Origin of the sequence: Antiquaquibacter soli, assembly GCF_030580675.1 — a bacterium.
Taxonomy (GTDB): domain Bacteria; phylum Actinomycetota; class Actinomycetes; order Actinomycetales; family Microbacteriaceae; genus Rhodoglobus; species Rhodoglobus soli.
On record NZ_JAUQUB010000004.1, the window covers coordinates 84,738 to 108,163 of the forward strand.

Genomic DNA, 23,426 nt, shown 5'->3' on the forward strand with positions numbered 1-23,426 from the left:
AGTGTGGCGGAGGAGCGGGCACTCGAGGAGATCATCGCCGAGCGCGTGAAGCAATACCGCGTGGCGGCGGGGATGTCGGCGGCGGAGCTCGCCCAGCGCACGGAGCTCTCGAAGGCGATGATCTCGCGGATCGAGGCGGCCGCGACCTCCTCGAGCCTCACGACTCTGCAGCGGCTCGCCAAGGGTCTCGGGGTTCCCGTCACCGCCCTGTTCCGCGGCGCCGACACCGACCGGGAGGCGGTCTTCACGCCCGCGGGCGCCGGCGGCATCACGGTGCGCAGCGGCACGCGCCTCGGCCACGAGTACCAGCTGCTCGGCGCCTTGCGCGGGGTGGAGGGTGCCCTCGAGCCAACGCTCGTGACGCTCACGGAGCGGTCGGCCGTGTTCCCCCTGTTCCAGCATCCGGGCACCGAGTTCCTGTACATGCTCGAGGGCGAGATGGTCTACGGGCACGGCGCCTATACGTACACGCTGCGCCCCGGTGATTCGCTGCTCATCGACGGCGAGGGGCCGCACGGCCCGCAGGAGCTCGTCGAGGTGCCGATCCGCTTCCTCGCGATCGCCCAGAACCACGTCTACGGCTAGTTCTTCTAGCACTGCCCCCAGAGCCCGACCCGGTCGGCGTACGCCGCGTCTTCGGCGTCATGCAGCTCGTCGGTGTACAGCCAGTTGGGGGAGTACTGCTCGATCTCGGCGGCCCCCACTCGCACCATCTCGACGTTCACGTTCGTGCCGTCGGGCAGGAACACGAACAGCAACGACCGACCGTACTGGTCGAGCGGCTCGACGTCCTCGAGCACCCAGACGGTCGAGCCCTCGGGGAGGAGGCCGCGCAACTCGCTCGTGGCCTGATCGCCCCAGCACTCCGCAACCTCCCCGATCTCCGGGGTGTTGATGCCGAGCAGTCGCACCTTGCGCCCATCCTCAAGAAATAGGGTGTCACCGTCGTGGACGTACCTCACGACGGCGGGTGTCGCGCCCGCGGGGATGCCCGAGGCGCCGGCATCCGGCGCACGCGTCGACTCGCCCGCCTCGACCGACCCGGCGGACCCGGTGGCCTGCGGCACGGGGTTCCAGCCGGTGAGCACGGCCCAGCCGAGCAGCGCGATGCATCCGATCAGGAGCAGGACGGTCAGCACTCGGCGCACGATCCCAGTCTGACGGATGCCCGTGCCGGAGGCTGCCAGACTGGGCGCATGGAGTCGACGCATCCGAAGCTCGAGGAACTCATCGCCGTGCTCGAGAGGCTGCGCGCTCCCGGAGGCTGCGCGTGGGATCGCGAGCAGACCCACGAGTCGCTCGTGCAGTACCTCATCGAGGAGACGTACGAGCTCGTCGATGCGATCGAGTCGGGCGACTGCGACGAGATGGTCGAGGAGCTCGGCGACGTGCTGTACCAGGTCATCTTCCACTCCGACATCGCGGCGGAGGAGGGGCGCTTCACGCTCGAGGACGTCGCCGCGCACATGACGGCGAAGATGATCGGCCGCCACCCGCACGTCTTCGGCGACGCCGTCGCCGACACCCCGGACGCGGTGATGGAGAACTGGGACGTGCTCAAGCGCGCCGAGAAGCCCGGCCGCACGAGCGTTCTCGACGGAGTCCCGCAGGGGATGCCCGCGCTCGCCCTCGCCGACAAGCTCCTCGGCCGGGCGCACAAGGTGGGGCTGCTGGATGCCACGCAGCCCGGCGCCGTGAATGTGCAGACGGAGGACGAGCTCGGCCCGCTCCTGCTCGCGATCGTGGCATCCGCGAAGGCCAACGGGCTCGACTCGGAGCGCGCCTTGCGATCGGCGCTGCGCGAGCTCCAGTCGGAGATCCGGGCGGCCGAGACCGCCGGGTAGAGCGGTGCCCTCTCCAACCCGAATGGAGAGGGCACCGGGGCACCCGCGGCCGAAGCACGCGGCTTGCCCCTCGGACCGGTGGATTTACCCGAGCCACCGGCCCTGTCGGAGGCGAAGTCCCCCCGAACTTCTCAGGGCGCGCCGGACCGTCGTCGACGGAACGCCGGGACCAGAGTACAACGATGGCAGCGATACCGCAAAACAGTCGTTATGGTTATGGCATGGCCAGGACCCCTGACCCGGCACGGAAGCCCGCACTGCTCGAGCAGACGCTCGACTACCTCCTCGACAAGCCGCTGTCGGAGCTGTCGTTCCGCACCCTCGCGAAGGCGCTCGGCGTCTCCACGTACGTGCTCGTTTACCACTTCGGCTCCCGCGCCGAACTCGTCCGCGACATCGTCGAGGCGATCTCCGCGCGCACGACCGTGATCCAGGCCCGCCTCACCCCGGAGTCGAGCCTCGACGACTACATCGAGGGGCTCGTGCTCTCGTGGGAGTGGGCGGTGCAGCCCCGCAACCGGCAGCTGCAGCGACTCGAGTTCGAGGCCGGGATGCTCGAGGCCGTGCACCCCGACGGGCTCTCGACCACGCGCGCGCTGTACGAGCGGTGGATGTCGATCGGTCGCCGAGCGCTCGAGGAGCTCGGACTCGCGCCGGAGGATGCGGACGCGGAGACGCGCCTGATCGTCAACACCTTCCACGGCATCCAGTACGACCTCGTGCTCAACGGGGACGCCGAGTCGGCAACGGCGTCGCTCCATCGGGCGGCCGAGCAGCATCGTGAGCGCGTCGCGGCGCTCCTGAGCGAGCGAGCGTGAGCGCCCCGGCGACCTGAGACAATCGAGGCATGGCCTCTGTCGTGAACCCTCCGCGCGGCATGCGCGACTTCCTCCCTGCGGACAAGGCCCGTCGGGAGCGCGTGCTGTCGGTGATCCGCTCGAGCTACCGCGCCCACGGCTTCGACGAGATCGAGACGCCCGTCGTCGAGGACTCGTCGCGGCTGCACTCCGGCCTCGGCGGCGACAACGAGAAGCTCGCGTTCGCGGTCATGAAGCGCGGGCTCACCGTGGACGACCTGCGCGCGGCGGGAGAGCCGCTCGACCTCGCCGACCTGGGTCTGCGATTCGACCTCACCGTTCCGCTCGCCCGCTTCTACGCGTCGCACCGCGCCGAGCTGCCGACGGTGTTCCGCGCCATCCAGATCGCTCCGGTGTGGCGAGCCGAGCGACCGCAGAAGGGCCGCTACCGCCAGTTCGTGCAGTGCGACATCGACATCATCGGCGAAGCGGGGCCGTCGGCGGAGGTCGAGCTCATCACGGCGACCGCCGCGACGCTCGCCGCCCTCGGCATCTCGGGGGCGAGCATCCGGGTCAACGACCGTCGGCTGCTGGCGAGCGCGCTGACCGTCCTCGGCTTCCCCGCGGCAGAGCACGACTCGGCCCTCATCACGATCGACAAGCTCGACAAGCTCGGTCAGGATGGCGTGCTCGCCGAGCTGCGCGAGCGCGGGTTCGACTCCGCCGCCGCCGATGCGCTCGAGTCGTTCTTCCGCAGGCCGACGACGATGGAGTACCTCCCGTTCGGCGAGGCGGCGATCCGCAAGGCCCTTCCGGAGGGAGCAGACCCGGTCGCGGTCGCCGAACTCGCCGCGATCGGCGAGGCCGTCAACGAGGTCGCGGGCGGGCAGGTCGTCGTGTTCGACCCGTGGCTCGTGCGCGGCATGGGGTACTACACGGGCACGATCTTCGAGGTCGCCCACCCGGAGCTCGGCTACTCGATCGGGGGAGGGGGCCGCTACGACGGCATGATCGGCCGCTTCCTCGGCACGGATGTCCCGGCCGCAGGCTTCTCGCTCGGCTTCGAGCGACTGGTCGACCTCGTCGACCTGCCGGACGCCGACGGCGCGGATGCTGTGGCCCTGCTGCACGACGGGACGGTGCCGCTCGCCTCGCTCGCCCGGCTCCAGGGCGACCTCGTCGCCCGCGGCCTGCGGGTGCGGGTGGAGCGCAAGCCCCGCAACCTCGGCCCGCTGTTCGCCCACCTCGCGGCCTCCGGCTTCTCGCGCGTGGCCACCGTCACGCCCGAGTCGACGGCCGACTCGCTCGAATTCAAGCCGCTGCGCTAGCAGTAGGCTCGTACCCGCAACCACCACCACACTTTTCTGAGGAGTTCTCCCGTGGCATTGATCGAGGCTGTAGGCGCTCGCGAGATTCTTGATTCCCGGGGCAACCCGACCGTCGAGGTCGAGGTCCTGCTTGAGGACGGCGTGGTCTCCCGCGCCGCCGTCCCCTCTGGCGCGTCCACTGGCGCCTTCGAGGCCTACGAGCTTCGCGATGGGGACAAGGACCGCTACCTCGGCAAGGGCGTTCAGAAGGCCGTCGAGTCGGTCCTCGACGTGCTCGGCCCGGCCATCGAGGGCTTCGACGCCGCCGACCAGCGCCTCATCGACGCCGAGCTCATCGAGCTCGATGGCACCGACAACAAGAAGAAGCTCGGCGCCAACGCGATCCTCGGCGTGTCGCTCGCCGTGGCCAAGGCTGCGGCGGACTCGGCCGACCTCCCGCTCTTCCGCTACCTCGGCGGCCCGAACGCGCACACGCTGCCCGTCCCGCTCATGAACATCATCAACGGCGGCGCGCACGCCGACACCGCGCTCGACATCCAGGAGTTCATGGTCCTGCCGATCGGCGCCGACACGTTCGCCGAGGGCCTGCGCTGGGGTGCCGAGGTCTACCACGCCCTCAAGGGCGAGCTCAAGAAGGCCGGCCAGAACACCGGCCTCGGAGACGAGGGCGGCTTCGCCCCCGACCTGCCCGGTGCCCGTGCCGCTCTCGACTTCATCGTGAAGGCGATCGAGACGGCCGGCTTCGTGCCCGGCACGGACTTCGCCCTCGGCCTGGATGTCGCGGCCACCGAGTTCTTCGAGAACGGCGTGTACTCGTTCGAGAAGCAGCAGCTCTCCGCCGACCAGCTCACCGACTTCTGGGCCGGTCTCGTCGCGGACTACCCGCTCGCGACGATCGAGGACCCGCTCGCCGAGGACGACTGGGACGCCTACGTCGAGCTCACGAAGCGCGTCGGCTCCACGGTGCAGATCGTCGGCGACGACCTGTTCGTCACCAACCCGACCCGCCTGCAGAAGGGCCTCGACCTCGGGGTCGCGAACTCGATCCTCGTCAAGGTCAACCAGATCGGCACGCTCACCGAGACCCTCGACGCCGTCTCGCTCGCGCAGCGCCACGGCTACACGGCGATCATCTCGCACCGCTCGGGCGAGACCGAAGACACCACGATCGCCGACCTCGCCGTCGCGACCGACGCGGGACAGATCAAGACCGGTGCCCCGGCGCGTTCCGACCGCGTCGCGAAGTACAACCAGCTGCTGCGCATCGAGGAGGAGCTCGGCGACGCCGCGGTGTACGCCGGCCGCTCCGCGTTCCCGCGCTTCGGCAAGTAGTCGCGCCCGCCCGATGGCCCTCGCCCCGTGGCGGGGGCCATCGGCGTGCCCGGGCCAGTGACGGGACAGGCCGCGTCGCGAGGCATCCTCGCAGCCTCACCGCCTACCCTGGGAGGGTGGCGCGACAGACTCGGCAGAAGGACGGCACCCGGCGGGTGCCGGTCACGCTGCCTCGCGAGGAGACGGCGCCCGAGGGATGGCTCCGCAACCTCCGCTTCTCGGGCTTCACGCTCCTCATGCTCGCGCTCGTCATCCTCGCCGTCATCGTGCTCGCGCCGAACCTGCGCATCCTGCTCGAGCAGCGCGCGCAGATCGCCCAGCTGGAGCAGACCGTCGCCGAGGCCGAGTCGTCGGTGGGCGAGCTCACCGAGGAGGTCGACCGGTGGAAGGACCCCGCGTACATCGAGGCACAGGCCCGCGAGCGGCTCAACTACGTGCTGCCCGGCGACATCAGCTACCTCGTCGTGGGCGACACGGGAGCCCAGCAGGGCACCGAGAACGGCCTGCCCATCAGCGACCAGATCCAGACCACGAAGACGGACTGGCTCGCGACGCTGCTCTCATCGATCTACACCGCCGGGCTGACGACAGCTCCGGCCCAGGACCTGGAGACCGTGCCATGACCCGGCCCCCGTTCGACCCGCCCTCCGAGGACGACATCGCCGAGGTGTCGCGCCAGCTGGGGCGACCGGCCCGCGACGTCGTCGGCATCGCAGCCCGCTGCGCGTGCGGACGGCCGACCGTCGTCTCGACGAAGCCGCGCTTGACCGACGGCACCCCCTTCCCGACGTTCTACTACCTCACCCACCCCGCCGCGACGGCGGCCGTCTCGACGCTCGAGGCGGAGGGCAGGATGCCCGAGCTCGCCGCGCTCCTCGAGGGTGCCACCGCGGAGCTCTACCGGTCCGCGCACGAGCAGTACCTGGCCGATCGCGGGCAGTTCGGCGACGTGCCCGAGATCGACGGGATCTCCGCGGGCGGGATGCCCGACCGCGTGAAGTGCCTGCACGCCCTCGTCGGCCACGCCCTCGCCGCCGGACCCGGAGTCAACCCGATCGGGGACGTGGCGCTCGCCGAGTGCGGGTGGAGCCCCGAGGTCTGCCAGTGCGCCGTCACTGTGGAGGTGGCGGGATGACGCGCCGCGTCGCTGCGGCCGTGGTGCTCGGGCTCGTGGCATCCGTCGCCCTCGGTGCCGCCCCGGCATCCGCCGACGCCGTCCGCGACGGCGAGTACTGGCTCGACGAGTACGGCATCCGCGCGGCGTGGGCGACGACCCAGGGCGCGGGAATCACGATCGCCGTCATCGACACGGGCGTCGACGGCTCAGTGCCGGAGCTGCGCGGCGCCGTTACCGGCGGAGCCGACTTCTCGGGCCTCGGGTCCTCCAACGGCCAGACGCCGGTGGGGTCGACCGGCTCCGACCACGGCACGATGGTCGCCTCGCTCGCGGCGGGCCGGGGCACCGGGGGAGACAACGGCGTCATCGGCTCGGCGCCGGCAGCGAACATCCTGTCCGTCTCGATCGGCTTCGGCGAGGGCACGATGAGCTCGGACGACCAGATCGCCGCCGCGGTCAAGTGGTCGGTGGACAACGGCGCCGACATCATCAACATGTCGCTCACCCGCAACACGATCGACTGGCCTGAGAGCTGGGACGATGCGTTCCTGTACGCGGCGGAGCACGACGTCGTGGTCGTCGCGGCGGCGGGCAACCGCGGCAGCGGCACGACGCAGGTCGGCGCCCCCGCGACGATGCCGGGCGTGCTCACGGTCGCCGGGGTGGATGCTGCGGGGGAGGCGAGCTTCGACGCGTCATCCCAGGGCATCACCATCGCCGTCGCCGCGCCGAGCGAGAACCTCGTCGGCGTCGTGCCCGGCGGAGGGCACGTCCGCTGGAACGGCACGAGCGGCGCGGCGCCGATCGTCTCGGGCATCGTCGCGCTCGTGATGGCCGCGCACCCGGGCCTCGACGCCGCGAACGTCATCAACCGAGTTGTCTCCACGGCGCGCGATGCGGGCGCGGCAGGAGCCGACCCCATCTACGGCTTCGGACTCGTGGATGCCGCGGCGGCCGTCACCGCGTCGGTGCCGACGGTCGGCGCCAACCCCATGGGGGAGCTGTCCGAGTGGATCACGCTCTACCGCCGGGCGGACTCGACCCCCGCACCGCTGCCGAGCGGAGTGCCGTACACGGTGCCGGAGCCCATCGCCCTCGCACCGTCGAGCCCGCTCGGCACGCTCCTGCCGACGGTGAACGAGTTGCGGGTGGCGGGCATCCCCCTCCTGGTCTTCGCCGTGTTCCTCGCGATCGCCGGCGCGGCCGTCGCGCTTGGTATCAGACGGACAAAGAGGGCCCGAAAGTCGGAGTAGAGTTTTAGCGACCTTCCACCAGAGAGAGCATCCCACCCGTGCCCAAAATCCTGATCGTCGGCGGCGGCTACGCCGGTTTCTACACTGCCAAGAAGCTTGAGAAGTGGCTCGGCCGCAACGAGGCCCAGGTGACGATGGTGGACCCGCTGCCGTACCTGACCTACCAGCCGTTCCTCCCGGAGGTCGCCGCGGGCTCGATCGAGCCGCGCCACGCTGTCGTCTCGCACCGCCGTCACCTCAAGCGCACGCGCGTCATCAACGCGCGAGTGACGTACGTCAACCACGCGGAGAAGACCGCGACGATCACGCCCGAGCTCGGCGAGCCGTGGCAGGAGACCTACGACATCGTCGTCATGACGGCGGGCGCCGTCTCGCGCACGTTCCCGATCCCGGGTGTCGCCGACAACGCGATCGGCCTCAAGAACATCGAGGAGGCGATCGCGGTCCGCGACCGCATCATCAAGAACTTCGAGCTCGCTGCCAACCTGCCCGAGGGCAGTGAGGAGAAGAAGCGTCTCCTGACGTTCGTCGTCGTCGGTGGCGGCTTCGCCGGCATCGAGGCGTTCGCCGAGATGCGCTCGCTCGCCTCGTCGCTCGTGCGGCAGTTCCCGACCATCTCGTTCGAGGAGACGCACTTCCACCTCATCGAGGCGATGGGCCGCATCATGCCCGAGGTGTCGCTCGAGACGAGCAAGTGGGTCATCAAGTCCCTCGACCAGCGTGGCGCGACCATCCACCTCGACACGCAGCTCAGCTCGGCGGTCGACGGCAGGATCGAGCTGTCGACGGGCGAGTCCTTCGAGGCCGACACGATCGTCTGGACGGCCGGCGTCATGGCCAACCCGATGATCCGCAACACCGACCTCCCGATCGAGGAGCGCGGCCGCCTCCGCGCGAACGCGGCGCTCCAGATCGTGAACGACGAGGGCCCGGTGGCGGATGCGTGGACCGCTGGCGACGTCGCCGCCGTGCCCGACCTCACCGGCGCCGGCGTCGGCGGATTCTGCGTGCCGAACGCGCAGCACGCCGTCCGCCAGGCCAAGCTCCTCGCGAAGAACATCACGGCTTCGCTCCGCGGGGAGGACCCCAAGGAGTACTTCCACAAGAGCCTCGGCGCGGTTGCCGGTCTCGGCCTCTACAACGGCGTCTACCAGTGGCGCAAGATCGCCATCAAGGGCTTCGTCGCCTGGATCATGCACCGCGGCTACCACGGCCTGGCGATCCCGATGTGGGAGCGCAAGATCCGCGTCTTCGGCAACTGGATCATGAACTTCCTGCTGCGCCGCGACACGGTTCAGCTCTCGACCCGCATCGCTCCGCGCGCGGCGTTCGAGGAGTTCGCCTCGCGCCCCAAGGCGTAGCGCCGAGCCGGTCGGTACGCTGGGGCCGGATGCTCCGAGCATCCGCTCGCCCCGGTAGCCCAATTGGCAGAGGCAGGCGACTTAAAATCGTCACAGTCTGGGTTCGACCCCCAGCCGGGGCACCGATTCTTCGCCGAGTGTTCCGATTGTGCCGCTTCGAGCAGGTCTGAAGCGGCCATATCGGAACACTCGGCGTTCTGCGTTGGGGGCTGACTGTTTCGCGCGCGTAAAACCTGAGCGAGTGTCTTGCGTGCGGGTCACTCGTCTGGGACAGTTGACCCACTGTGACCGCATCCCCTCGAATCCCCGCCTCCGAGCGCCGTGAGCTGCTCGTGCGCGCCGCCCTGCGGGTCATCGCCGAGCGCGGTGTCGCCGGGGCGACGACCCGGGCGATCGTCGCCGAGGCCGGGATGTCGCTCGCGAGCTTCCACTACGCGTTCCGGTCGCACGACGAGATGATGCGCGAGCTCATCGCCCACGTGGTCGGGCAGGAGTCGGCATCGGTGTTCGCCGTGCTGCAGCCGGGAGCGGGCATCCGCGAGCTCCTCTCCGCGGGGTTCAACGCGTTCCTCGACTACGTCATCGCCGACCCCGGCCACGAGCAGGTGATGCAGGAGCTCCTGCAGTACACGATGCGCACGCCCGGGCTCGAGCACCTCGCCAAGGAGCAGTACGACAGCTACCGCGGCGCCGTGACCGAGATCCTCGTCGGGGGAGCGGCCGCCGCGGGCGTCACGTGGAGCCGACCCGTGCACGAGGTCGCGCGGCTGATCGTCACGACGACCGACGGCGTCACGCTCGCCTACCTCGCCGACCGCGACGAGGCCGCGGCCCGACGCACGCTCGACTTCGCCGCCGACAGCATCGCCACCCTGGCCGTCCCGATCGCCGTACGAGAGGCAGCGCAGTGACCGCACCCCACCACGCCGAGACGCACCACCACGCCGAGGCGCCCGCGCCGTTCGCCGAGCCCACGAAGACCGTCACGGGCGGCTGGATCGCGCTGTTCGCGACCGCATGGCTCGGGATCTGGATGGCCCAGCTCACGCCCGTCCAACTGCTGCTGCCCCTTCAGGTCGAGGCCCAGCTGCACGCGACAAACTGGGTCGACAACGTCGTCGCGTTCGGGCTCGTCTCCGGCATCGCGGGAGCGTTCGCCCTCATCGCCTACCCGCTCACGGGGGCGCTCTCCGACCGCACGACGGGTCGCTTCGGGCGACGGCGCCCGTGGATCCTCGCGGGCACGCTCGTCTTCGCCGGCTCGCTCGTGCTCCTCGGCCTGCAGTCGGACATCGTCGGCATCGGGGTGTTCTGGTCGCTCGCGCTCATCGGCTACTGCATCCTCACGGCGGCCCTCACCGCGGTCATCTCCGACCAGGTCCCCGTCGGTCAGCGCGGGTTCGTCTCCGGGTGGATCTCGGCTCCGCAGGCGATCGGCACCATTCTCGGTCTCGTGCTCGTCACCGCCCTCGCGCTCGGCCAGTTCCTGGGCTACACCCTCGTCGCGGTGCTGCTCGTGCTCCTTGTCCTCCCGTTCGTTCTCTGGGTGCCGGACGCCCCGCTCGACCGCGCACCGCGACTGACCTTCCGCGCGCTCATCGAGGGCTTCTGGATCAGCCCGCGCTCCTACCCGGACTTCGGCTGGACGCTGCTCTCCCGCGTGCTCGTGAACTTCGGCAACGCGTTCGGCACCGCGCTGCTGCTCCAGTTCCTCATGTACGGGCTCGAGCTCGCCGATGCGGAGGACATGCTCATCGTCCTCAGCGTCATCTACATGGTGTTCGTCATCATCGCCTCCCTCGTGTTCGGAAAGCTCTCCGACCGCCTGGGCAGGCGCAAGCCGTTCGTCTTCGTGGCGGCGGCGCTGCAGGGCGTCGCCGCGCTGCTGCTCGCGTTCGCCCCGGATGTCACGATCGCGATGATCGCCGCGGGTCTCCTCGGCCTCGGCTACGGCACGTTCCTCTCCGTCGACCAAGCCCTCGCGACCCAGGTGCTTCCCGACCCGCACACCCGCGGCAAGGACCTCGGCATCATGAACATCGCCACGGCCGTTCCCCAAGCGGTTGCGCCGCTCCTCGGCGCGTTCGTCGTCGCCCTCCTGGTGGGCTTCCAGGGCCTCTTCATCCTCTCCGCGGTCGCCGCCCTCCTCGGTGCGATCGCGGTCCTCCCGATCCGGAGCGTGCGCTGATGGACCTCACCCGACCGACGTCGCAGCCCTGGCTCGAGCCGAGCAGCTATTGGGGCGGGATGACCGCCGCCACGGCATCCCTCGACACCCCGATCGGTGCGCTCAACCGCGTCGCGCTCGCGCACAACGCCCACGACATGCTCGACCGCGCGAACGGCACGACGATCCGGGTGGCGAGCAAATCGATCCGCGTGCGCGGCGTCATCGAGCAGGTGCTCGCACTGCCCGGCTATGCGGGCGTTCTCGCGTACACCCTGCCGGAGGCGCTGTGGCTCGCCGAGACGATCGACGATGTGGTCGTCGGCTACCCGAGCGTCGACCGCGAGGCGATCAGGATTCTCGCGACGACGCCCGAACTCGCCCGCAGGGTGACGGTGATGGTGGACTCGGTCGCGCAACTCGACGTGATCGACTCGGTTCTGCTCGCGGGTCAGCGGGAGAGCATCCGCGTCTGCCTCGAGCTCGATGCCTCGTGGGATTCGCCGATCCTCGGCCACATCGGCGTCTTCCGGTCGCCAGTGCACACCGCGGACGCCGCCCGGGCCCTCGCCCTCGAGATCGTCGGCCGCCCCGGGTTCGAGCTCGTCGGCATCATGGCGTACGAGGCCCAGATCGCGGGGCTCACCAACCGGCCGCCGGGGAAGCCGCTTCGCGGTCGCATCGTCGACTGGATCCAGCGCAGTTCGGCGGCCGAGCTCGCCGAGCGCCGCGGTCGCGCGGTCGCCGCGGTGCGGGAGATCGCCGACCTGCAGTTCGTCAACGGAGGCGGCACCGGTTCCCTCGAGCGGACGTCGGCGGACCCCTCGGTGACCGAGATCGCTGCGGGAAGCGGCCTCTTCGGCCCGCACCTGTTCGACGGCTACAGCCACTTCCGGCCAGCGCCGGCGGCAGCCTTCGCCCTCTCGGTGGTGCGCAAGCCCAGCCCGGAGATCGCGACGCTCCTCGGCGGCGGATGGATCGCCTCCGGCCCGGCCGCTCCCGACCGACTGCCCCAGCTCGCGTGGCCGCAGGGGCTGCGCTACGAGCCGCGCGAGGGCGCGGGAGAGGTGCAGTCGCCGCTGCGGGGCCTTGCCGCGGAAGATCTCAGGGTCGGCGACCGGGTGTGGCTGCGGCACACGAAGGCGGGGGAGCTCAGCGAGCACCTCACCGAGTTCGCCGTCGTCGACGGCGACAGTATCGTGGAATCGCTCCCGACCTACCGGGGCGAGGGAAAGGCGTTCCTGTGACCGACATCCGTTCTCCGCTGGTCCGTGCCGGAGTTCTCGAGCCCGGCGGCCGCTGGCGCAACTGGGGCCGCTCCGAGTCCTCCCGCCCCCGTGTCGTCGCGCGCGCGCACGACGTGGAGGAGGTCGCGGAGACGATCGCGTTCGCCCGTGACGAGGGGCTCACGGTCAAGCCGATCGGTGCGGGCCACAGCTTCACCGCGATCGGCGCGACCGACGGGGTCCAGCTCGACATCTCGGCGATCGACGGCGTGCTGAACGTCGATGGCACCCTCGTCACCCTCGGAGCCGGCACCAACCTCTACCAGTTGCCGTCTCTTCTCGAGCCGCACGGTCTCGCGCTCACCAACATGGGCGACATCGACCGGCAGACGATCGCCGGGGCGACCTCGACGGGCACCCACGGCACGGGGGCGGCCTTCGGCGGACTGGCTACGCAGCTGCGCGGAGTGACCCTGGTCACGGCTAGCGGGGAGATCCTCACGGTGAGCGCGGAGCAGAACCCGGAGCTCCTCCCGGCGGCCGTGCTCGGTCTCGGCGCGCTCGGCGTGCTCGTCGATGTGACGGTGGAGTGCGTGCCCGCGTTCGTGCTGAGCGCCGTGGAGAAGCCGGAGCCCATCGGCACCGTTCTCGCGGAGTGGAGCGAGAGGATCGCCGAGAGCGACCACTTCGAGTTCTACGTCTGGCCGCACACCGACACGGTCCTCACGAAGACGAACACGAGACTGCCGATCGACGCCGAGCGCAACCCCCTGGGCGGATTCCAGCGCTGGTTCGATGATGACTTCATGGCTAACGGCGTCTACCGCGCGACCCTCAACCTCGGCAGGGCCATCCCGCCCGTCATCCCGCCGCTCAACCGCCTCTCGGTCAGGCTCACCGGCGACCGGCGGTTCACGGATGTCTCGACCGAGGTGTTCACGACGAGCCGCACGGTGCGCTTCCGGGAGATGGAGTACGCGCTCCCGGTCGAGGTCATTCCCGAGGCGGTGGAGCGAATCCGGCGGCTCATCGACGAGAAGGGGTGGCGCATCTCCTTCCCGATCGAGGTGCGCGCGTCGGCTCCCGACGACCTGTGGCTCTCGACGGCGAGCGGCCGGGCGACCGGCTACATCGCGGTGCACCGCTACTTCCGGGAGGACCCGACCGAGTACTTCACGGCCATCGAGGCGATCTTCCGCGAGTACGACGGCCGCCCGCACTGGGGCAAGATGCACACGCGCGCCGCCGAGGACCTCGCGCCGACGTATCCCCGCTTCGGCGACTTCGTGGCGCTGCGCGACCGGCTCGATCCGGACCGCGTCTTCGCCAACCCCTACCTCGACCGCGTGCTCGGCGCATGAGCTGGGCGGCCGAACCGAAGAGGCTCGCCGCCCTGCTGCCCGACGGCTTCGCCCTCGGGGTCGCGACGGCGGCCACTCAGATCGAGGGCGCGGTGACCGCCGGTGGTCGCGGCCCGTCGACGTGGGACGCCTTCGCGGCGCAGCCGGGCCGCATCGTCGACGGCACCACTCCCGAGGTCACGACCGACCACTTCCACCGTTATCGCGAGGACGTGCAGCTCATGCGCGACCTCGGCGTCGACGCCTACCGATTCTCGATCGGCTGGCCCCGGGTGCAGCCCGACGGGGCGGGGCCGGCGAGCGCCGAGGGGCTCGCCTTCTACGACCGGCTCGTCGACGAACTCCTCGAGCAGGGCATCCGGCCCGTCGCGACCCTCTTCCACTGGGACATGCCCGAGCCGCTTCAGGCCGCAGGCGGCTGGATGACGCGGGACACCGCATCCCGGTTCGCCGACTTCACGGCCCTCGCCGCCGCCGCGCTCGGCGACCGTGTCGACAAGTGGATCACCCTCAACGAGCCGACGACCGTGACGCTCAACGGGTACGCGCTCGGCATCCACGCGCCCGGTGAGCAGCTCCTCTTCGGGGCGCTCACGGCGGTGCACCACCAGTTGCTCGGGCACGGCCTCGCCGTGCAGGCGTTGCGCGCAGCATCCGTCGCCGGCGAAATCGGCGTGACCAACGTGCACTCTCCCGTGGTGCCCGCGCGGCGCGGCTTCGTCACGAGCCAGTACACGAAGGTCTTCGATCTCGTGCACAACCGCATCTATGCCGACCCGGTGCTGCTGGGGCGCTATCCGAAGGTGCCGTTCCTCGCGCGCAAGGAGTTCCGCGCCCTCACGGAGACCGATCCGGCGGATCTGGCGATCATCCACCAGCCGATCGACTTCTACGGACTCAACTACTACATGCCGACGCGGATCGCGGCCGGAGCGCCGACCGATGCTGCAACGCCCGACGGCGACGCGGAGGCGATGAAGGAGCTGCCCTTCCACCTCGCCGAGTGGCCGGAGTACCCGAAGACCGGCTTCGGCTGGCCGATCGCGCCGCAGTTCCTCGCGGAGTCGTTGCGCGACTACGTCGCCCGGTACGGCGACGCTCTGCCGCCGGTCTACATCACCGAGGGCGGGGCGAGCTTCCCCGACCGGGTCGGCCCGGATGGCTCGGTCGACGACTCCGCTCGGATCGAGTTCCTCGGCGACCACATCGCCGCCGCGCTCTCCGTGGAGGGCGTGGATCTGCGCGGCTACTTCGTCTGGACCCTCATGGACAACTGGGAGTGGGCGGCGGGATTCACCGAGCGCTTCGGCCTCGTGCACGTCGACTTCGACTCGCTCGAGCGCACCCCGAAGGCGTCGTACCACTGGCTCCGGAAGGTCATCGCCGCCCGCGGCTGATGTTCACGCGACACCCACCCGGGTGATGCCGTCCGTTCACCCGGTGGCGGGAGCCTGGCGCCGTGATCCGGCTCTCCCGCGCCCTCGTCGCCACTGCAACCCTGTCCGCGCTGCTCGCGGTGGGCATCCCGGTCACCGCCCACGCGGCGGAGGATCCCGCCGAGGGCGCCCCCCGCATCCTCATCAACGAGCTCGCGAACGGCGGACCGCGGTCCGACTCCGACTCGTTCTTCGAGCTGCGCAACTGGGGCGATGAGCCGGTCGACCTGACGGGCTGGCAGGTGTTCCGCTGCAGCGCGCAAGGGCTGCGGAGCAATGTCGGTCGGACGGAGGGCGACCTCGCGGGCATCGTGCTGCAGCCGGGTGAGATCGTCACCGTCAGCCGGGTCGGGATGCCCGGCCGCCTGCACATCACGGAGGCTTTCGCCCTCACCGGCTTCGGTCTCTACCTCGAGGACCCCGACGACCGACTCGCGGACGCCGTCGGCGTGTACCCGAACGAGCCGTGGATGACCGAGTCGGAGTGCACCGTCGGGCGCAACCTGCCGAACCGGCTCGACTTCGCGGCGGGGGAGAGCTGGCAGCGCGTCTCCGCCACGGGCGACCTCGAGCGCGACTTCGTCGTCGCGCCGGCCACGATCGATGCCCCCAATCGCACGGCTCCGTCCGCCTCCGCCGAGTCGCCCGTCGTGATCTCCGAGGTCGCGCCCTTCGGCCCGGCGGGAGCCGAGGACGAGTTCGTCGAGCTGGAGAACACCGGCACCGAGGCCGTCGACGTGGGCGGCTGGCAGCTCTACCGGTGCACGGCGTCGGGCCGAGCCAACCCCGGCTCGCTCGAACTCGTCGTTCCCGACGGCACACTGCTCGCTGCGGGCGAGCGCTGGGTTATCGGTGGCGACAGATTCGCGGGGGAGCGGGATGCCGCGCTCGGCCACTCCCTCGCCAACGTCGAGTTCGGCGTGCTCCTCCGCACCGGCTCGGGCGCTCTCGTCGACCGGGTCGCGGTCTCCGCCCACGACGACTCGGCGTGCCAGGACGGCGACGGCAAGCTCCGGGCGATCCTCGACGGCGTCGCGGGGGAGTCGTACCAGCGCACCGCCGACGGCGAGTACCTCGTCGCCCCGCGCACCCCGGGCACCTCCAACGCCGTCGTCGCCGAGAGCGTGCTGGACGCGCATCCCACCGTCGCGACGGGGGTCGCGATCAGCGAGCTCGCCACCGATCCCTCGACCGAGGGGATGCCCGCGGGCAGCGTCCAGCGCAATTTCATCGAGCTCGGCAACTACGGCACGACCCCGGTGGATCTGAGCAACTGGACGGTCCGCCGGTGCCAAGCCGATGGAACGCGGGCCGCCGAGCTGCAGTTCACGGTCCCCGAGGGCACGCGGGTCGAGCCGGGCGGTGTCTTCCTCGCCGCGCGATCGGGTACCGACGCGGCCTCGATCGCGGACGTCACCTACGACGAGTCTCTGAACTTCCTCGGCACCGGACTCTGGATCGAGGATGCTGACGGCAACCGCGTCGACCGGGTCGGGGTCTACGCCACCAACGAGATGGACTCCAGCAACGTCGTGGGCAGCCCGTGCACGAACGGCGCGGCGCTCACGGTGTACCTCCCCGATCGGATGCTCGGCGAGACGTTCCACCGTGCCCAGTTCACCGGCTCGGACGCCGATGACTACGTGGCTGCACCGGCGACTCCGGGAGTGATCGACGACCTCGACTGGACCGACCCCACCGCTCGCGTCGCGACCGTCGAGACCGCCGCGCTCGCGGTGCCGGTGCGGGAGCGCGCCGTCGCCGGGGATGAGCCGACGGCCGCGGCGACCGTGGTGGAGGCGTGGGGCGGGGTGTCCGCGGCGCCGCTCACGCACCGGTCGGCTCCGGGGGAGGAGGAGCTCGACCCGGGGCATCCCGCCCCTGTGTCCGACGAGGGTTGGGGTCTGCCCTACGTGCGCCTCGTGCTCGACGCGAGTGCCCTGTCGAGCGGGGACCTCGTCGGCTGGAGCGGGTCGACTGTCGACCGAGGCGAGCTCCAATTGAGCGTGTGGTCGCCCGGCGGGTGGCGGCTCATCGACTCAGGCCCCTCGGGGCTCCTCTCCGGGGCGCTCGCCGACGGCGACATCGTCAACGGCCGCGTCGAGCTGCTCGTGCAGGACGGGCCGCGCTCGACCCCGACCGTGACCACCGAGCGCGACGGGATGCTCGAGGACCCGACCGACTACGACTTCGCGATCACCCACATCACCGATACCCAGTACCTCACGGAGAGCTACCCGGAGGTGTACGCGCAGCTCGCGAGCTGGGTCGCCGACAACGCCGAGTCGCGCGAGATCGCGTTCGCGGTGCACACGGGCGACCTCATCCAGAACTGGGTGGACCCCGATCAGAACGAGACGCGCGCCCGGGCCGAGTTCGAGCGGGCATCGGCCATCCAGTCCATCCTCGAGGACGCCGGCGTGGCGTCGAGCGTGCTGCCGGGCAATCACGACAACAAGCGCGGGGTGACCAACGACCTCTTCAACGAGTACTTCCCGCCGAGCCGCTACGAGAGCAACGACTGGTACGGAGGCTCGATCGCGCCGGGCGACAACAGTGCGAGCTGCTCGACGTTCGACGAGGCGGGCGCGCGGTTCCTCGTGCTGAGCCTGCCGTACGCCTACGGCGAGCGCGAGATCGCGTGGGCAGAGCAGGTCGTCGCCGCGCACCCCGATCACAACGTGATCGTCGCCACCCACGAGCACGTGCAGCCGAAGACGCTCGAGGTCGGGGCGCTGCGGTCGACCGGATCCCGCTGGGTGTCGCGGGGCGGCGAGCTCTGGGAGCGCGTGATCGCCCCGAACCGCAACGTCGTGATGGTGCTCTCCGGCCACTTCCACGGGCTCGGCCAGATCGTCACCGAGAACGCGGGAGGCATTCCCGGCCACACCGTCGTCGAGGTGCTCGCCGACTACCAGGAGTTCCGCACCCATACGGGCGAGCGTGCGACGGGGTTCTTCAGGATGCTCCAGTTCGACCTCGACGGCGGAGCGGTCGCCGTCGACACTCGATCGGTCCGGCTCGCGGAGCCCTACAGCGCCGACTTCGACTACCACCAGTTCCTGCCGGACAACGGGCAGCCCTCGATCATCTCCAACTCGCGGCCGTGGAACATCGTCGGGGCGGGGCTCCAGGGGCGCTACTCGGCCGAGGACGACGAGTTCACGGCGTGGCTGGCGTTCCAGCATCCGAAGCTCGTGGCGACGGATGCTGTGCTCGCCGGCTGACGTCGTGGGTGCGGCTAGACCGCGGTAGCGGCGTCGAAGGCGGCCGACCGGGCGAGCTGGGCGGCGAGGGATGCCGCCCCGTCGAGCACGGCGTCCTCGCCCGCGGTCGCGGTCAGCACGGCGACTCCCGCGTGGGGGAAGGCGTCGGCGAGCCGATCCGCGACGGGCCCCGTCAGGAGGTCCCCGTTGCCGCCGATCGCACCGCCCAGGATGACCGCTTCCGGATCGAGTACGAGGCCGAGGGTCGCGATCACGCGCGCGAGCCGCGCGGCCGTCCGATCCACGACGCGGAGTGCCGCGGCATCCCCGGTCCTCGCCCGCTCGAACACGTCGCGCGCCGAGAGAGTCGAGGGCAGGCCCTCCTCGGCGGCGTCCGCGGCGACGCTCGCGCTGCCCAGTGTGCCGTCGACGACGTCGTCGCGGCCCGGGAGGTAGTTCACCTCGCCCGCCGCTCCTCGAGTACCGCGGTGGACCCGGCCGCCGATCACGATGCCGGCTCCGACGCTCGCCCCGACGCTCAGGAGCACGAAGTCGGAGAGCTCCCGCGCCGCGCCGACGCGCTGCTCGGCGATCGCCGCGAGGTTGGTGTCGTTCTCCAGGGTCACGGCGAACGGGAGCGCGGCGGCGAGCGCCTCGGGCAGTCCCCGGCCCTCGTCGGCGAGGCCGTCGGCGAGCAGCAGGGCGCCCGACGCGGTGACGGTCGCGGCGACTCCGACCACCGCGCCGGCCAGGTCGGCGAGGGCGAGTCCCGCCGTCGCGCAGCACCGCTCGATCACCGCCGCGACCTCGGCCGCGGTCGCCGCCGCCGAGGAGTGCTCGGCGGGAGCATCCGCCCGTGCGAGCACCTCTCCCGTCGTCCCCACGAGCACCGCCCTCACACGGTGGTGCCCGACGTCCACGGCTGCGGCCACCCGGTATCGCTCGTCGAGGGCGTAGAGCGTCGCGACGGGACCTCGACGGTCGGAGTCGTGCCCCGCGACGACGACGATGCCGCGGCGCTCGAGCTCCGCGAGGGTCTGGGCGACCGCCGTCTTCGACAGCCCGGACGCCCGCCGGATCTCCGGGCGAGCGACGGGGGCCAGCCGCGCGACGATGTCGAGAACGGCGCGGGCGTTGATCGACCAGAGCAGGCTCGGCGATCCCGCGGGCGGAACCCCGTGGGCCGGTGAGGCGGGCTCCAGGGTCATGGCACGAGCGGCTGGACGGGCAGCTCGGCGTCGGGCTCGTCCTCGCGGTCGGCGCCCGGCACCGTGACATCCCGCTGCTTCAGGAAGAGCGCGATGACGAAGGAGATCACGAGGAACCCGAGCGGCACGGCGGAGGTGAGGAAGATGAACGTCCCGGCGGGGTCGGGCCCCGCCTGCTCGCCGCTCACGTAGCCGAAGAGACCGCCCACGATCGCGAAGGCGAGGGCGGTGAGCAGCGCCGACGTCCTTGCCATGAAATTGGCGACGGCGGTGTAGATCCCCTCGCGACGGCGGCCGGTCTTGGCGGCATCCACATCGATGATCTGCGACTGCACGAGCTGCGGGATCACGAAGTGACCGGCGATGCCGATCGAGAGGATGGCGCCGGCGACGAGCCCCGAGATGAAGTCGCGAGCGAAGAACAACGGCAGCACGGTGAGGGCGAAGACGGCGATCGACACCTTGTAGCTGCGCAGGATGCCCACCCGTCGCACGACGAAGTACCAGGCGACCGCCATCGGGATGACGAGCGCGAAGGTGGTCAGCAGCGTGATGGACACCAGGCCGCCCTCGATGAGGAGCACGTACTTCGCGTAGAAGGCGATCGTCGAGGAGATGAGTCCGACGACGGCGGCGGCGAACGTGTACGACACGTTGTAGATCCAGAACGGGCCGTTCTTGAGGGTGATCGCGAACGCCTCCCGCAAGGGCAGCGGCTCCTCGACGGAGGCCTGCGGGTTCTCCCGGGTGAACGCGATGGAGATCACCATGAGCACGACGAAGGCGATCGCGTAGGCGATCGCCATCCCGGAGAAGCCGACCGAGTCGTACAGCAGCGGCGTCACGGCGGTGCCGACGAGGAGCGCGACGATGTAGAACGCCTGCTGGATGACGGAGACGCGCGTGCGCCGGTTGGCGTCGGTGAAGATCTCGGGGAAGAGCGAGAGGTAGTTGACCGAGATGATCGCCATCGCCGTCTCGAAGAGCAGCATGAAGGCGAGGAACCAGAAGAACAGCCCCAGGCCCTCGACCGCGTCCGGCACGCTGTAGAGCAGGACGAAGAAGAGGGCGTAGAGGGGGATGCCCGTCACGATCCACGGCGTACGGCGACCCCATCGCGTGCGCGTCTTGTCGCTGAGGAACCCGCTCACCGGCTGGACGGCCGCATCCCACACGACGTAGATGGAGCGGGCGATCGCGTACAGGCCGACCGCGAGCCCGAGGGTGTCGATGTAGTAGAAGCTGTAGAAGAGCGAGAACGCGGTGCTCGGCAGCATGATGGCGAGGTTGCCCAGGCCGTAGGTGAGCGGGGAGTTGATCGCCTTCGTCGCCATGGCGCGCCTTTCGTCGGGTGGGCCGCTAGCCGGTAGGCAACTTTATGACCTACTCTGTGAGCAACTTTGTAGCACGAGGGAGACGCGCGGAGCAATGACCGATCCGACGAGCCCGATCCCGGGCATCCGCACCGGCCGCCAGCCCGTCCGCGGGCACGACGACCCGGCCGGCGACTTGCGCGTCTTCGCCGTCCAGTACCGGCTCGACGTCGCCCACGCCGACAGTTACGAGTCCTACCGCTCCGCAATGCGCGAGCTCATGGACTCGCTCGTCGTGCCGCACCTCGTGCCCGGCCGACCGGCTCTCGTGGTGTTCCCCGAGGCGGTCGGGCTGCCGACCGTCGCGATCGGGGCCCGGGGCGAGGCGTTCCGAGCCCTGCCCTCGGCCCCCGCGGTCGAGGCGCCCGCCGCGCTCGCCGCCGGGATGGGGATGCTCGCCGCCGCCTACGAGCGCCAGCTGGTGGGGTACATCGGCCTGTTCGGAGAGCTCGACCCTCGATCGGCCCTGCTCCTGGCAGCCACGGACACCGCGGCGCGCGCGTTCTCCCAGACGTTCAGCGACATCGCGCGCGACTACGGCGTGTGGGTCGTCGCCGGCAACTATCAGCCGCCCTACCGAGAGACGCGCGACCCCGAGGAGGTCGCTCTCTTCGGCGACCCCGAGGTCGCGGACGGCGTCGCCTACGTCGCCACGACCCCGCACGTCACGAACGCGACGTTCCTCTGGTCTCCCGATACCGTGCGCGCCGACGCCCCGGCAGGCGAGTCGAACCTCGTCGTGCGCAACGAGAAGATCCCCTTGACCGACATGGAGCTCGACTTCCTCGGCCTCGCCGAGGGACCCGCGGAGGGCGAGGATGCCCGGCGCAACGCCGGCTGGGTCGATGTCGCCGGCTTCCGCGTCGGCTTCGCCACGAGCCTGCCCGCGTTCGCCTACGGCTACCCCTTCGGCCAGCGGCCCGACGGCTTCGACCCGTTCGCCGACCTGCGGGAGAGCTACGCGGCCGCTCAGGACGCCCTCGACGTGGACGTGATGATCCAGGCCGACGCCAACCCCGGGCCCTGGGCTTTCCCCGTGGAGAGCGGCGCGTGGCAGCCGCTCGAGTGGATGGGGTCGACGTGGCGGGCGGTCGCCGACCCGACGGTGCGGTTCCGCTACAACGTCACCCCGATGATGACGGGCAACCTCGTCGACCTCTTCTTCGACGGCCAGTCGTCGATCACGTCCCGGGTCGCCTCGGGCGATCCCGCTCGCTTCGTGGGCAACGGCGAGAGCGGCACCGCCGAGTACGACGTCTACGCCGGTGACAAGACCGAGTTCCTGGCGATCTCCGACTGGGTGGTCGACGACGGCCCGCGGGAGGAGCTCGTGCAGCTCACCGGGGCGCTGTCGCCGGGGTCCGGTCATCCGCTCGAGGGGCAGCAGATCGAGACGGCGATCTACGCCGACCTCGTCCTGCCCGACGGGGACGGTGGTGCTCGTGCGTGACTCGGCGTGGGGGTTCCCGATCATCGACGTGCACTGCCACTTCCCGGTGCCCGACGAGTACCCGAACTGGCTCGAGCAGACCTACGTCGCGGAGCACGGCGTCGAGAAGTGGCAGAAGGTGCGCTCGGACTGGCGCTGGTACCAGGAGGAGTGGTGGTCGCGCTTCGGGTTCCCGTTCCCCGAGGACGTCGAGCCCGCCGCCGACGTGCAGGCGCGGCGCTGGCAGGAGGAGGTGGATGCGGCGTCGCTCGAGGCGGTCGTCTTCATGACCGGCGGAAGCAACGACACTCTCGCGACGGCCCTCGAGGGCCATCCGCGGATGCTCGGCTTCGCCCACCACGACCCGTTCTCGCCCGCCGCCGCTGCCGAGCTGCGCCGCGCCGTCGCGGAGCGCGGCCTGCGCGGGTACAAGGTGATCGCCCCCGCGCTGCCCGGGCCCATCGACTCCCGGGAGCTGTACCCGGTGTGGGCGGTCGCGGAGGAGCTGGGCATCCCGGTGCTCGTCCACTTCGGTACGAACGACGGCGGAGGCGGTACCGCCTGGCACGAGAACATCAGCCCCCTGCGACTGCACGATGTGGCGAAGGCGTTCCCGACCGTGCCGTTCATCGTGCCGCACTTCGGCTGCTCGTACCCCGGCGAGCTCCTGCAGCTCATGTGGGCGTGCCGCAATGTGCACGTCGACACGTCCGGTAACAACGAGTGGATTCGCTGGATGCCCTACCCGCTGTCCCTCGCCGACCTCTTCCACCGCTTCCACGACACCGTCGGGCCGGAGCGGATCCTGTTCGGCTCGGACTCGGCGTCGTTCCCGCGCGGACTCGCACGGAAGTACTACGAGCTCCAGCTCGAGGCGGTCGCGGAGGCGGGCATCCCGGACGCGGATCGCGATCTCGTCTTCGCGGGCAACGCGGCTCGGCTCCTCGGGCTCGACGGCACGCTCGACGGCGACGGGGAGGGCTGAGGC

Annotated in this window: 20 protein-coding genes and 1 tRNA gene; 18 read left to right on the top strand and 3 right to left on the bottom strand. The window is 70.6% G+C overall.

What is annotated here, in order from left to right:
* Nucleotides 1-3 precede the first annotated feature (3 nt).
* A complete protein-coding gene (locus Q5716_RS13675) occupies nucleotides 4-585 on the top strand; it encodes a helix-turn-helix domain-containing protein (protein ID WP_305003710.1) in 582 nt (193 codons plus the stop codon).
* Nucleotides 586-590: 5 nt separating this feature from the next.
* On the opposite strand, the gene Q5716_RS13680 is transcribed toward Q5716_RS13675, so the two are convergent.
* Nucleotides 591-1,148 carry a thermonuclease family protein gene (locus Q5716_RS13680; protein ID WP_305003711.1) on the bottom strand — a complete coding sequence of 186 codons (558 nt, stop codon included), beginning with the start codon at nucleotides 1,146-1,148 and terminating at the stop codon, nucleotides 591-593.
* Between the two features lie 48 nt (nucleotides 1,149-1,196).
* Here Q5716_RS13680 and mazG point away from each other — a divergent pair, with 48 nt between their 5' ends.
* From mazG to Q5716_RS13755, 15 genes are all read left to right on the top strand, one after another.
* Nucleotides 1,197-1,844, top strand: coding sequence for a nucleoside triphosphate pyrophosphohydrolase (gene mazG / locus Q5716_RS13685; protein ID WP_305003712.1), 648 nt, complete (start codon nucleotides 1,197-1,199; stop codon nucleotides 1,842-1,844).
* A 221-nt stretch (nucleotides 1,845-2,065) separates the two neighbouring features.
* Nucleotides 2,066-2,662 (top strand): TetR family transcriptional regulator, encoded by a 597-nt coding sequence (locus Q5716_RS13690; protein ID WP_305003713.1) that lies wholly within the window; start codon nucleotides 2,066-2,068, stop codon nucleotides 2,660-2,662.
* Between the two features lie 29 nt (nucleotides 2,663-2,691).
* Nucleotides 2,692-3,969, top strand: coding sequence for a histidine--tRNA ligase (gene hisS / locus Q5716_RS13695; RefSeq protein WP_305003714.1), 1,278 nt, complete (start codon nucleotides 2,692-2,694; stop codon nucleotides 3,967-3,969).
* A gap of 51 nt (nucleotides 3,970-4,020) precedes the next feature.
* Nucleotides 4,021-5,301: a phosphopyruvate hydratase gene (gene eno / locus Q5716_RS13700; RefSeq protein ID WP_305003715.1), complete on the top strand. Its 1,281-nt coding sequence runs from the start codon at nucleotides 4,021-4,023 to the stop codon at nucleotides 5,299-5,301.
* Between the two features lie 116 nt (nucleotides 5,302-5,417).
* A complete protein-coding gene (locus tag Q5716_RS13705; protein WP_305003716.1) occupies nucleotides 5,418-5,924 on the top strand; it encodes an FtsB family cell division protein in 507 nt (168 codons plus the stop codon).
* On the top strand, nucleotides 5,921-6,436 hold the full coding sequence (locus Q5716_RS13710; protein ID WP_305003717.1) for a DUF501 domain-containing protein: 516 nt from the start codon (nucleotides 5,921-5,923) through the stop codon (nucleotides 6,434-6,436). The genes Q5716_RS13705 and Q5716_RS13710 overlap by 4 nt, the downstream gene beginning before the upstream one ends.
* Nucleotides 6,433-7,671 (top strand): S8 family peptidase, encoded by a 1,239-nt coding sequence (locus Q5716_RS13715; protein ID WP_305003718.1) that lies wholly within the window; start codon nucleotides 6,433-6,435, stop codon nucleotides 7,669-7,671. Before Q5716_RS13710 ends, Q5716_RS13715 begins: the two co-directional genes overlap by 4 nt.
* Nucleotides 7,672-7,709: 38 nt before the next feature.
* Complete coding sequence (locus tag Q5716_RS13720; RefSeq protein ID WP_305003719.1) at nucleotides 7,710-9,032, top strand: NAD(P)/FAD-dependent oxidoreductase; 1,323 nt, start codon at nucleotides 7,710-7,712, stop codon at nucleotides 9,030-9,032.
* 48 nt (nucleotides 9,033-9,080) lie between these two features.
* A tRNA-Leu gene (locus Q5716_RS13725) sits at nucleotides 9,081-9,154 on the top strand.
* A gap of 162 nt (nucleotides 9,155-9,316) precedes the next feature.
* Nucleotides 9,317-9,943 carry a TetR/AcrR family transcriptional regulator gene (locus Q5716_RS13730; protein WP_305003720.1) on the top strand — a complete coding sequence of 209 codons (627 nt, stop codon included), beginning with the start codon at nucleotides 9,317-9,319 and terminating at the stop codon, nucleotides 9,941-9,943.
* Entirely contained in the window at nucleotides 9,940-11,220 is a 1,281-nt protein-coding gene (locus tag Q5716_RS13735; RefSeq protein ID WP_305003721.1) for an MFS transporter, read from the top strand. Before Q5716_RS13730 ends, Q5716_RS13735 begins: the two co-directional genes overlap by 4 nt.
* Nucleotides 11,220-12,446 (top strand): amino acid deaminase/aldolase, encoded by a 1,227-nt coding sequence (locus Q5716_RS13740; RefSeq protein WP_305003722.1) that lies wholly within the window; start codon nucleotides 11,220-11,222, stop codon nucleotides 12,444-12,446. Before Q5716_RS13735 ends, Q5716_RS13740 begins: the two co-directional genes overlap by 1 nt.
* On the top strand, nucleotides 12,443-13,786 hold the full coding sequence (locus Q5716_RS13745) for a D-arabinono-1,4-lactone oxidase (protein ID WP_305003723.1): 1,344 nt from the start codon (nucleotides 12,443-12,445) through the stop codon (nucleotides 13,784-13,786). Before Q5716_RS13740 ends, Q5716_RS13745 begins: the two co-directional genes overlap by 4 nt.
* Nucleotides 13,783-15,183, top strand: a complete 1,401-nt coding sequence (locus Q5716_RS13750) for a GH1 family beta-glucosidase (protein ID WP_305003724.1) — start codon at nucleotides 13,783-13,785, stop codon at nucleotides 15,181-15,183. Before Q5716_RS13745 ends, Q5716_RS13750 begins: the two co-directional genes overlap by 4 nt.
* 62 nt (nucleotides 15,184-15,245) lie before the next feature.
* Entirely contained in the window at nucleotides 15,246-18,449 is a 3,204-nt protein-coding gene (locus Q5716_RS13755; RefSeq protein WP_305003725.1) for a lamin tail domain-containing metallophosphoesterase family protein, read from the top strand.
* Nucleotides 18,450-18,463: 14 nt separating this feature from the next.
* Here Q5716_RS13755 and Q5716_RS13760 read toward each other — a convergent pair whose 3' ends face one another.
* Nucleotides 18,464-19,636 (bottom strand): ROK family transcriptional regulator, encoded by a 1,173-nt coding sequence (locus Q5716_RS13760; protein ID WP_305003726.1) that lies wholly within the window; start codon nucleotides 19,634-19,636, stop codon nucleotides 18,464-18,466.
* Nucleotides 19,633-20,970, bottom strand: coding sequence for an MFS transporter (locus tag Q5716_RS13765; RefSeq protein ID WP_305003727.1), 1,338 nt, complete (start codon nucleotides 20,968-20,970; stop codon nucleotides 19,633-19,635). Before Q5716_RS13765 ends, Q5716_RS13760 begins: the two co-directional genes overlap by 4 nt.
* 94 nt (nucleotides 20,971-21,064) lie before the next feature.
* On the opposite strand from Q5716_RS13765, the gene Q5716_RS13770 reads away from it, so the two are divergent.
* Nucleotides 21,065-22,459, top strand: a complete 1,395-nt coding sequence (locus tag Q5716_RS13770; protein ID WP_305003728.1) for a hypothetical protein — start codon at nucleotides 21,065-21,067, stop codon at nucleotides 22,457-22,459.
* On the top strand, nucleotides 22,452-23,423 hold the full coding sequence (locus Q5716_RS13775; RefSeq protein WP_305003729.1) for an amidohydrolase family protein: 972 nt from the start codon (nucleotides 22,452-22,454) through the stop codon (nucleotides 23,421-23,423). The genes Q5716_RS13770 and Q5716_RS13775 overlap by 8 nt, the downstream gene beginning before the upstream one ends.
* Nucleotides 23,424-23,426: the final 3 nt, after the last annotated feature.

What these genes read in the sequence shown, in the direction of transcription:
- mazG (WP_305003712.1), top strand. Translation starts at nt 1,197, where the DNA reads ATGGAGTCGACGCATCCGAAGCTCGAGGAACTCATCGCCGTGCTCGAG.
- Q5716_RS13690 (WP_305003713.1), top strand. Translation starts at nt 2,066, where the DNA reads ATGGCCAGGACCCCTGACCCGGCACGGAAGCCCGCACTGCTCGAGCAG.
- hisS (WP_305003714.1), top strand. Translation starts at nt 2,692, where the DNA reads ATGGCCTCTGTCGTGAACCCTCCGCGCGGCATGCGCGACTTCCTCCCT.
- Q5716_RS13710 (WP_305003717.1), top strand. Translation starts at nt 5,921, where the DNA reads ATGACCCGGCCCCCGTTCGACCCGCCCTCCGAGGACGACATCGCCGAG.
- Q5716_RS13715 (WP_305003718.1), top strand. Translation starts at nt 6,433, where the DNA reads ATGACGCGCCGCGTCGCTGCGGCCGTGGTGCTCGGGCTCGTGGCATCC.
- Q5716_RS13740 (WP_305003722.1), top strand. Translation starts at nt 11,220, where the DNA reads ATGGACCTCACCCGACCGACGTCGCAGCCCTGGCTCGAGCCGAGCAGC.
- Q5716_RS13750 (WP_305003724.1), top strand. Translation starts at nt 13,783, where the DNA reads ATGAGCTGGGCGGCCGAACCGAAGAGGCTCGCCGCCCTGCTGCCCGAC.
- Q5716_RS13760 (WP_305003726.1), bottom strand. Translation starts at nt 19,636, where the DNA reads ATGACCCTGGAGCCCGCCTCACCGGCCCACGGGGTTCCGCCCGCGGGA.
- Q5716_RS13765 (WP_305003727.1), bottom strand. Translation starts at nt 20,970, where the DNA reads ATGGCGACGAAGGCGATCAACTCCCCGCTCACCTACGGCCTGGGCAAC.
- Q5716_RS13770 (WP_305003728.1), top strand. Translation starts at nt 21,065, where the DNA reads ATGACCGATCCGACGAGCCCGATCCCGGGCATCCGCACCGGCCGCCAG.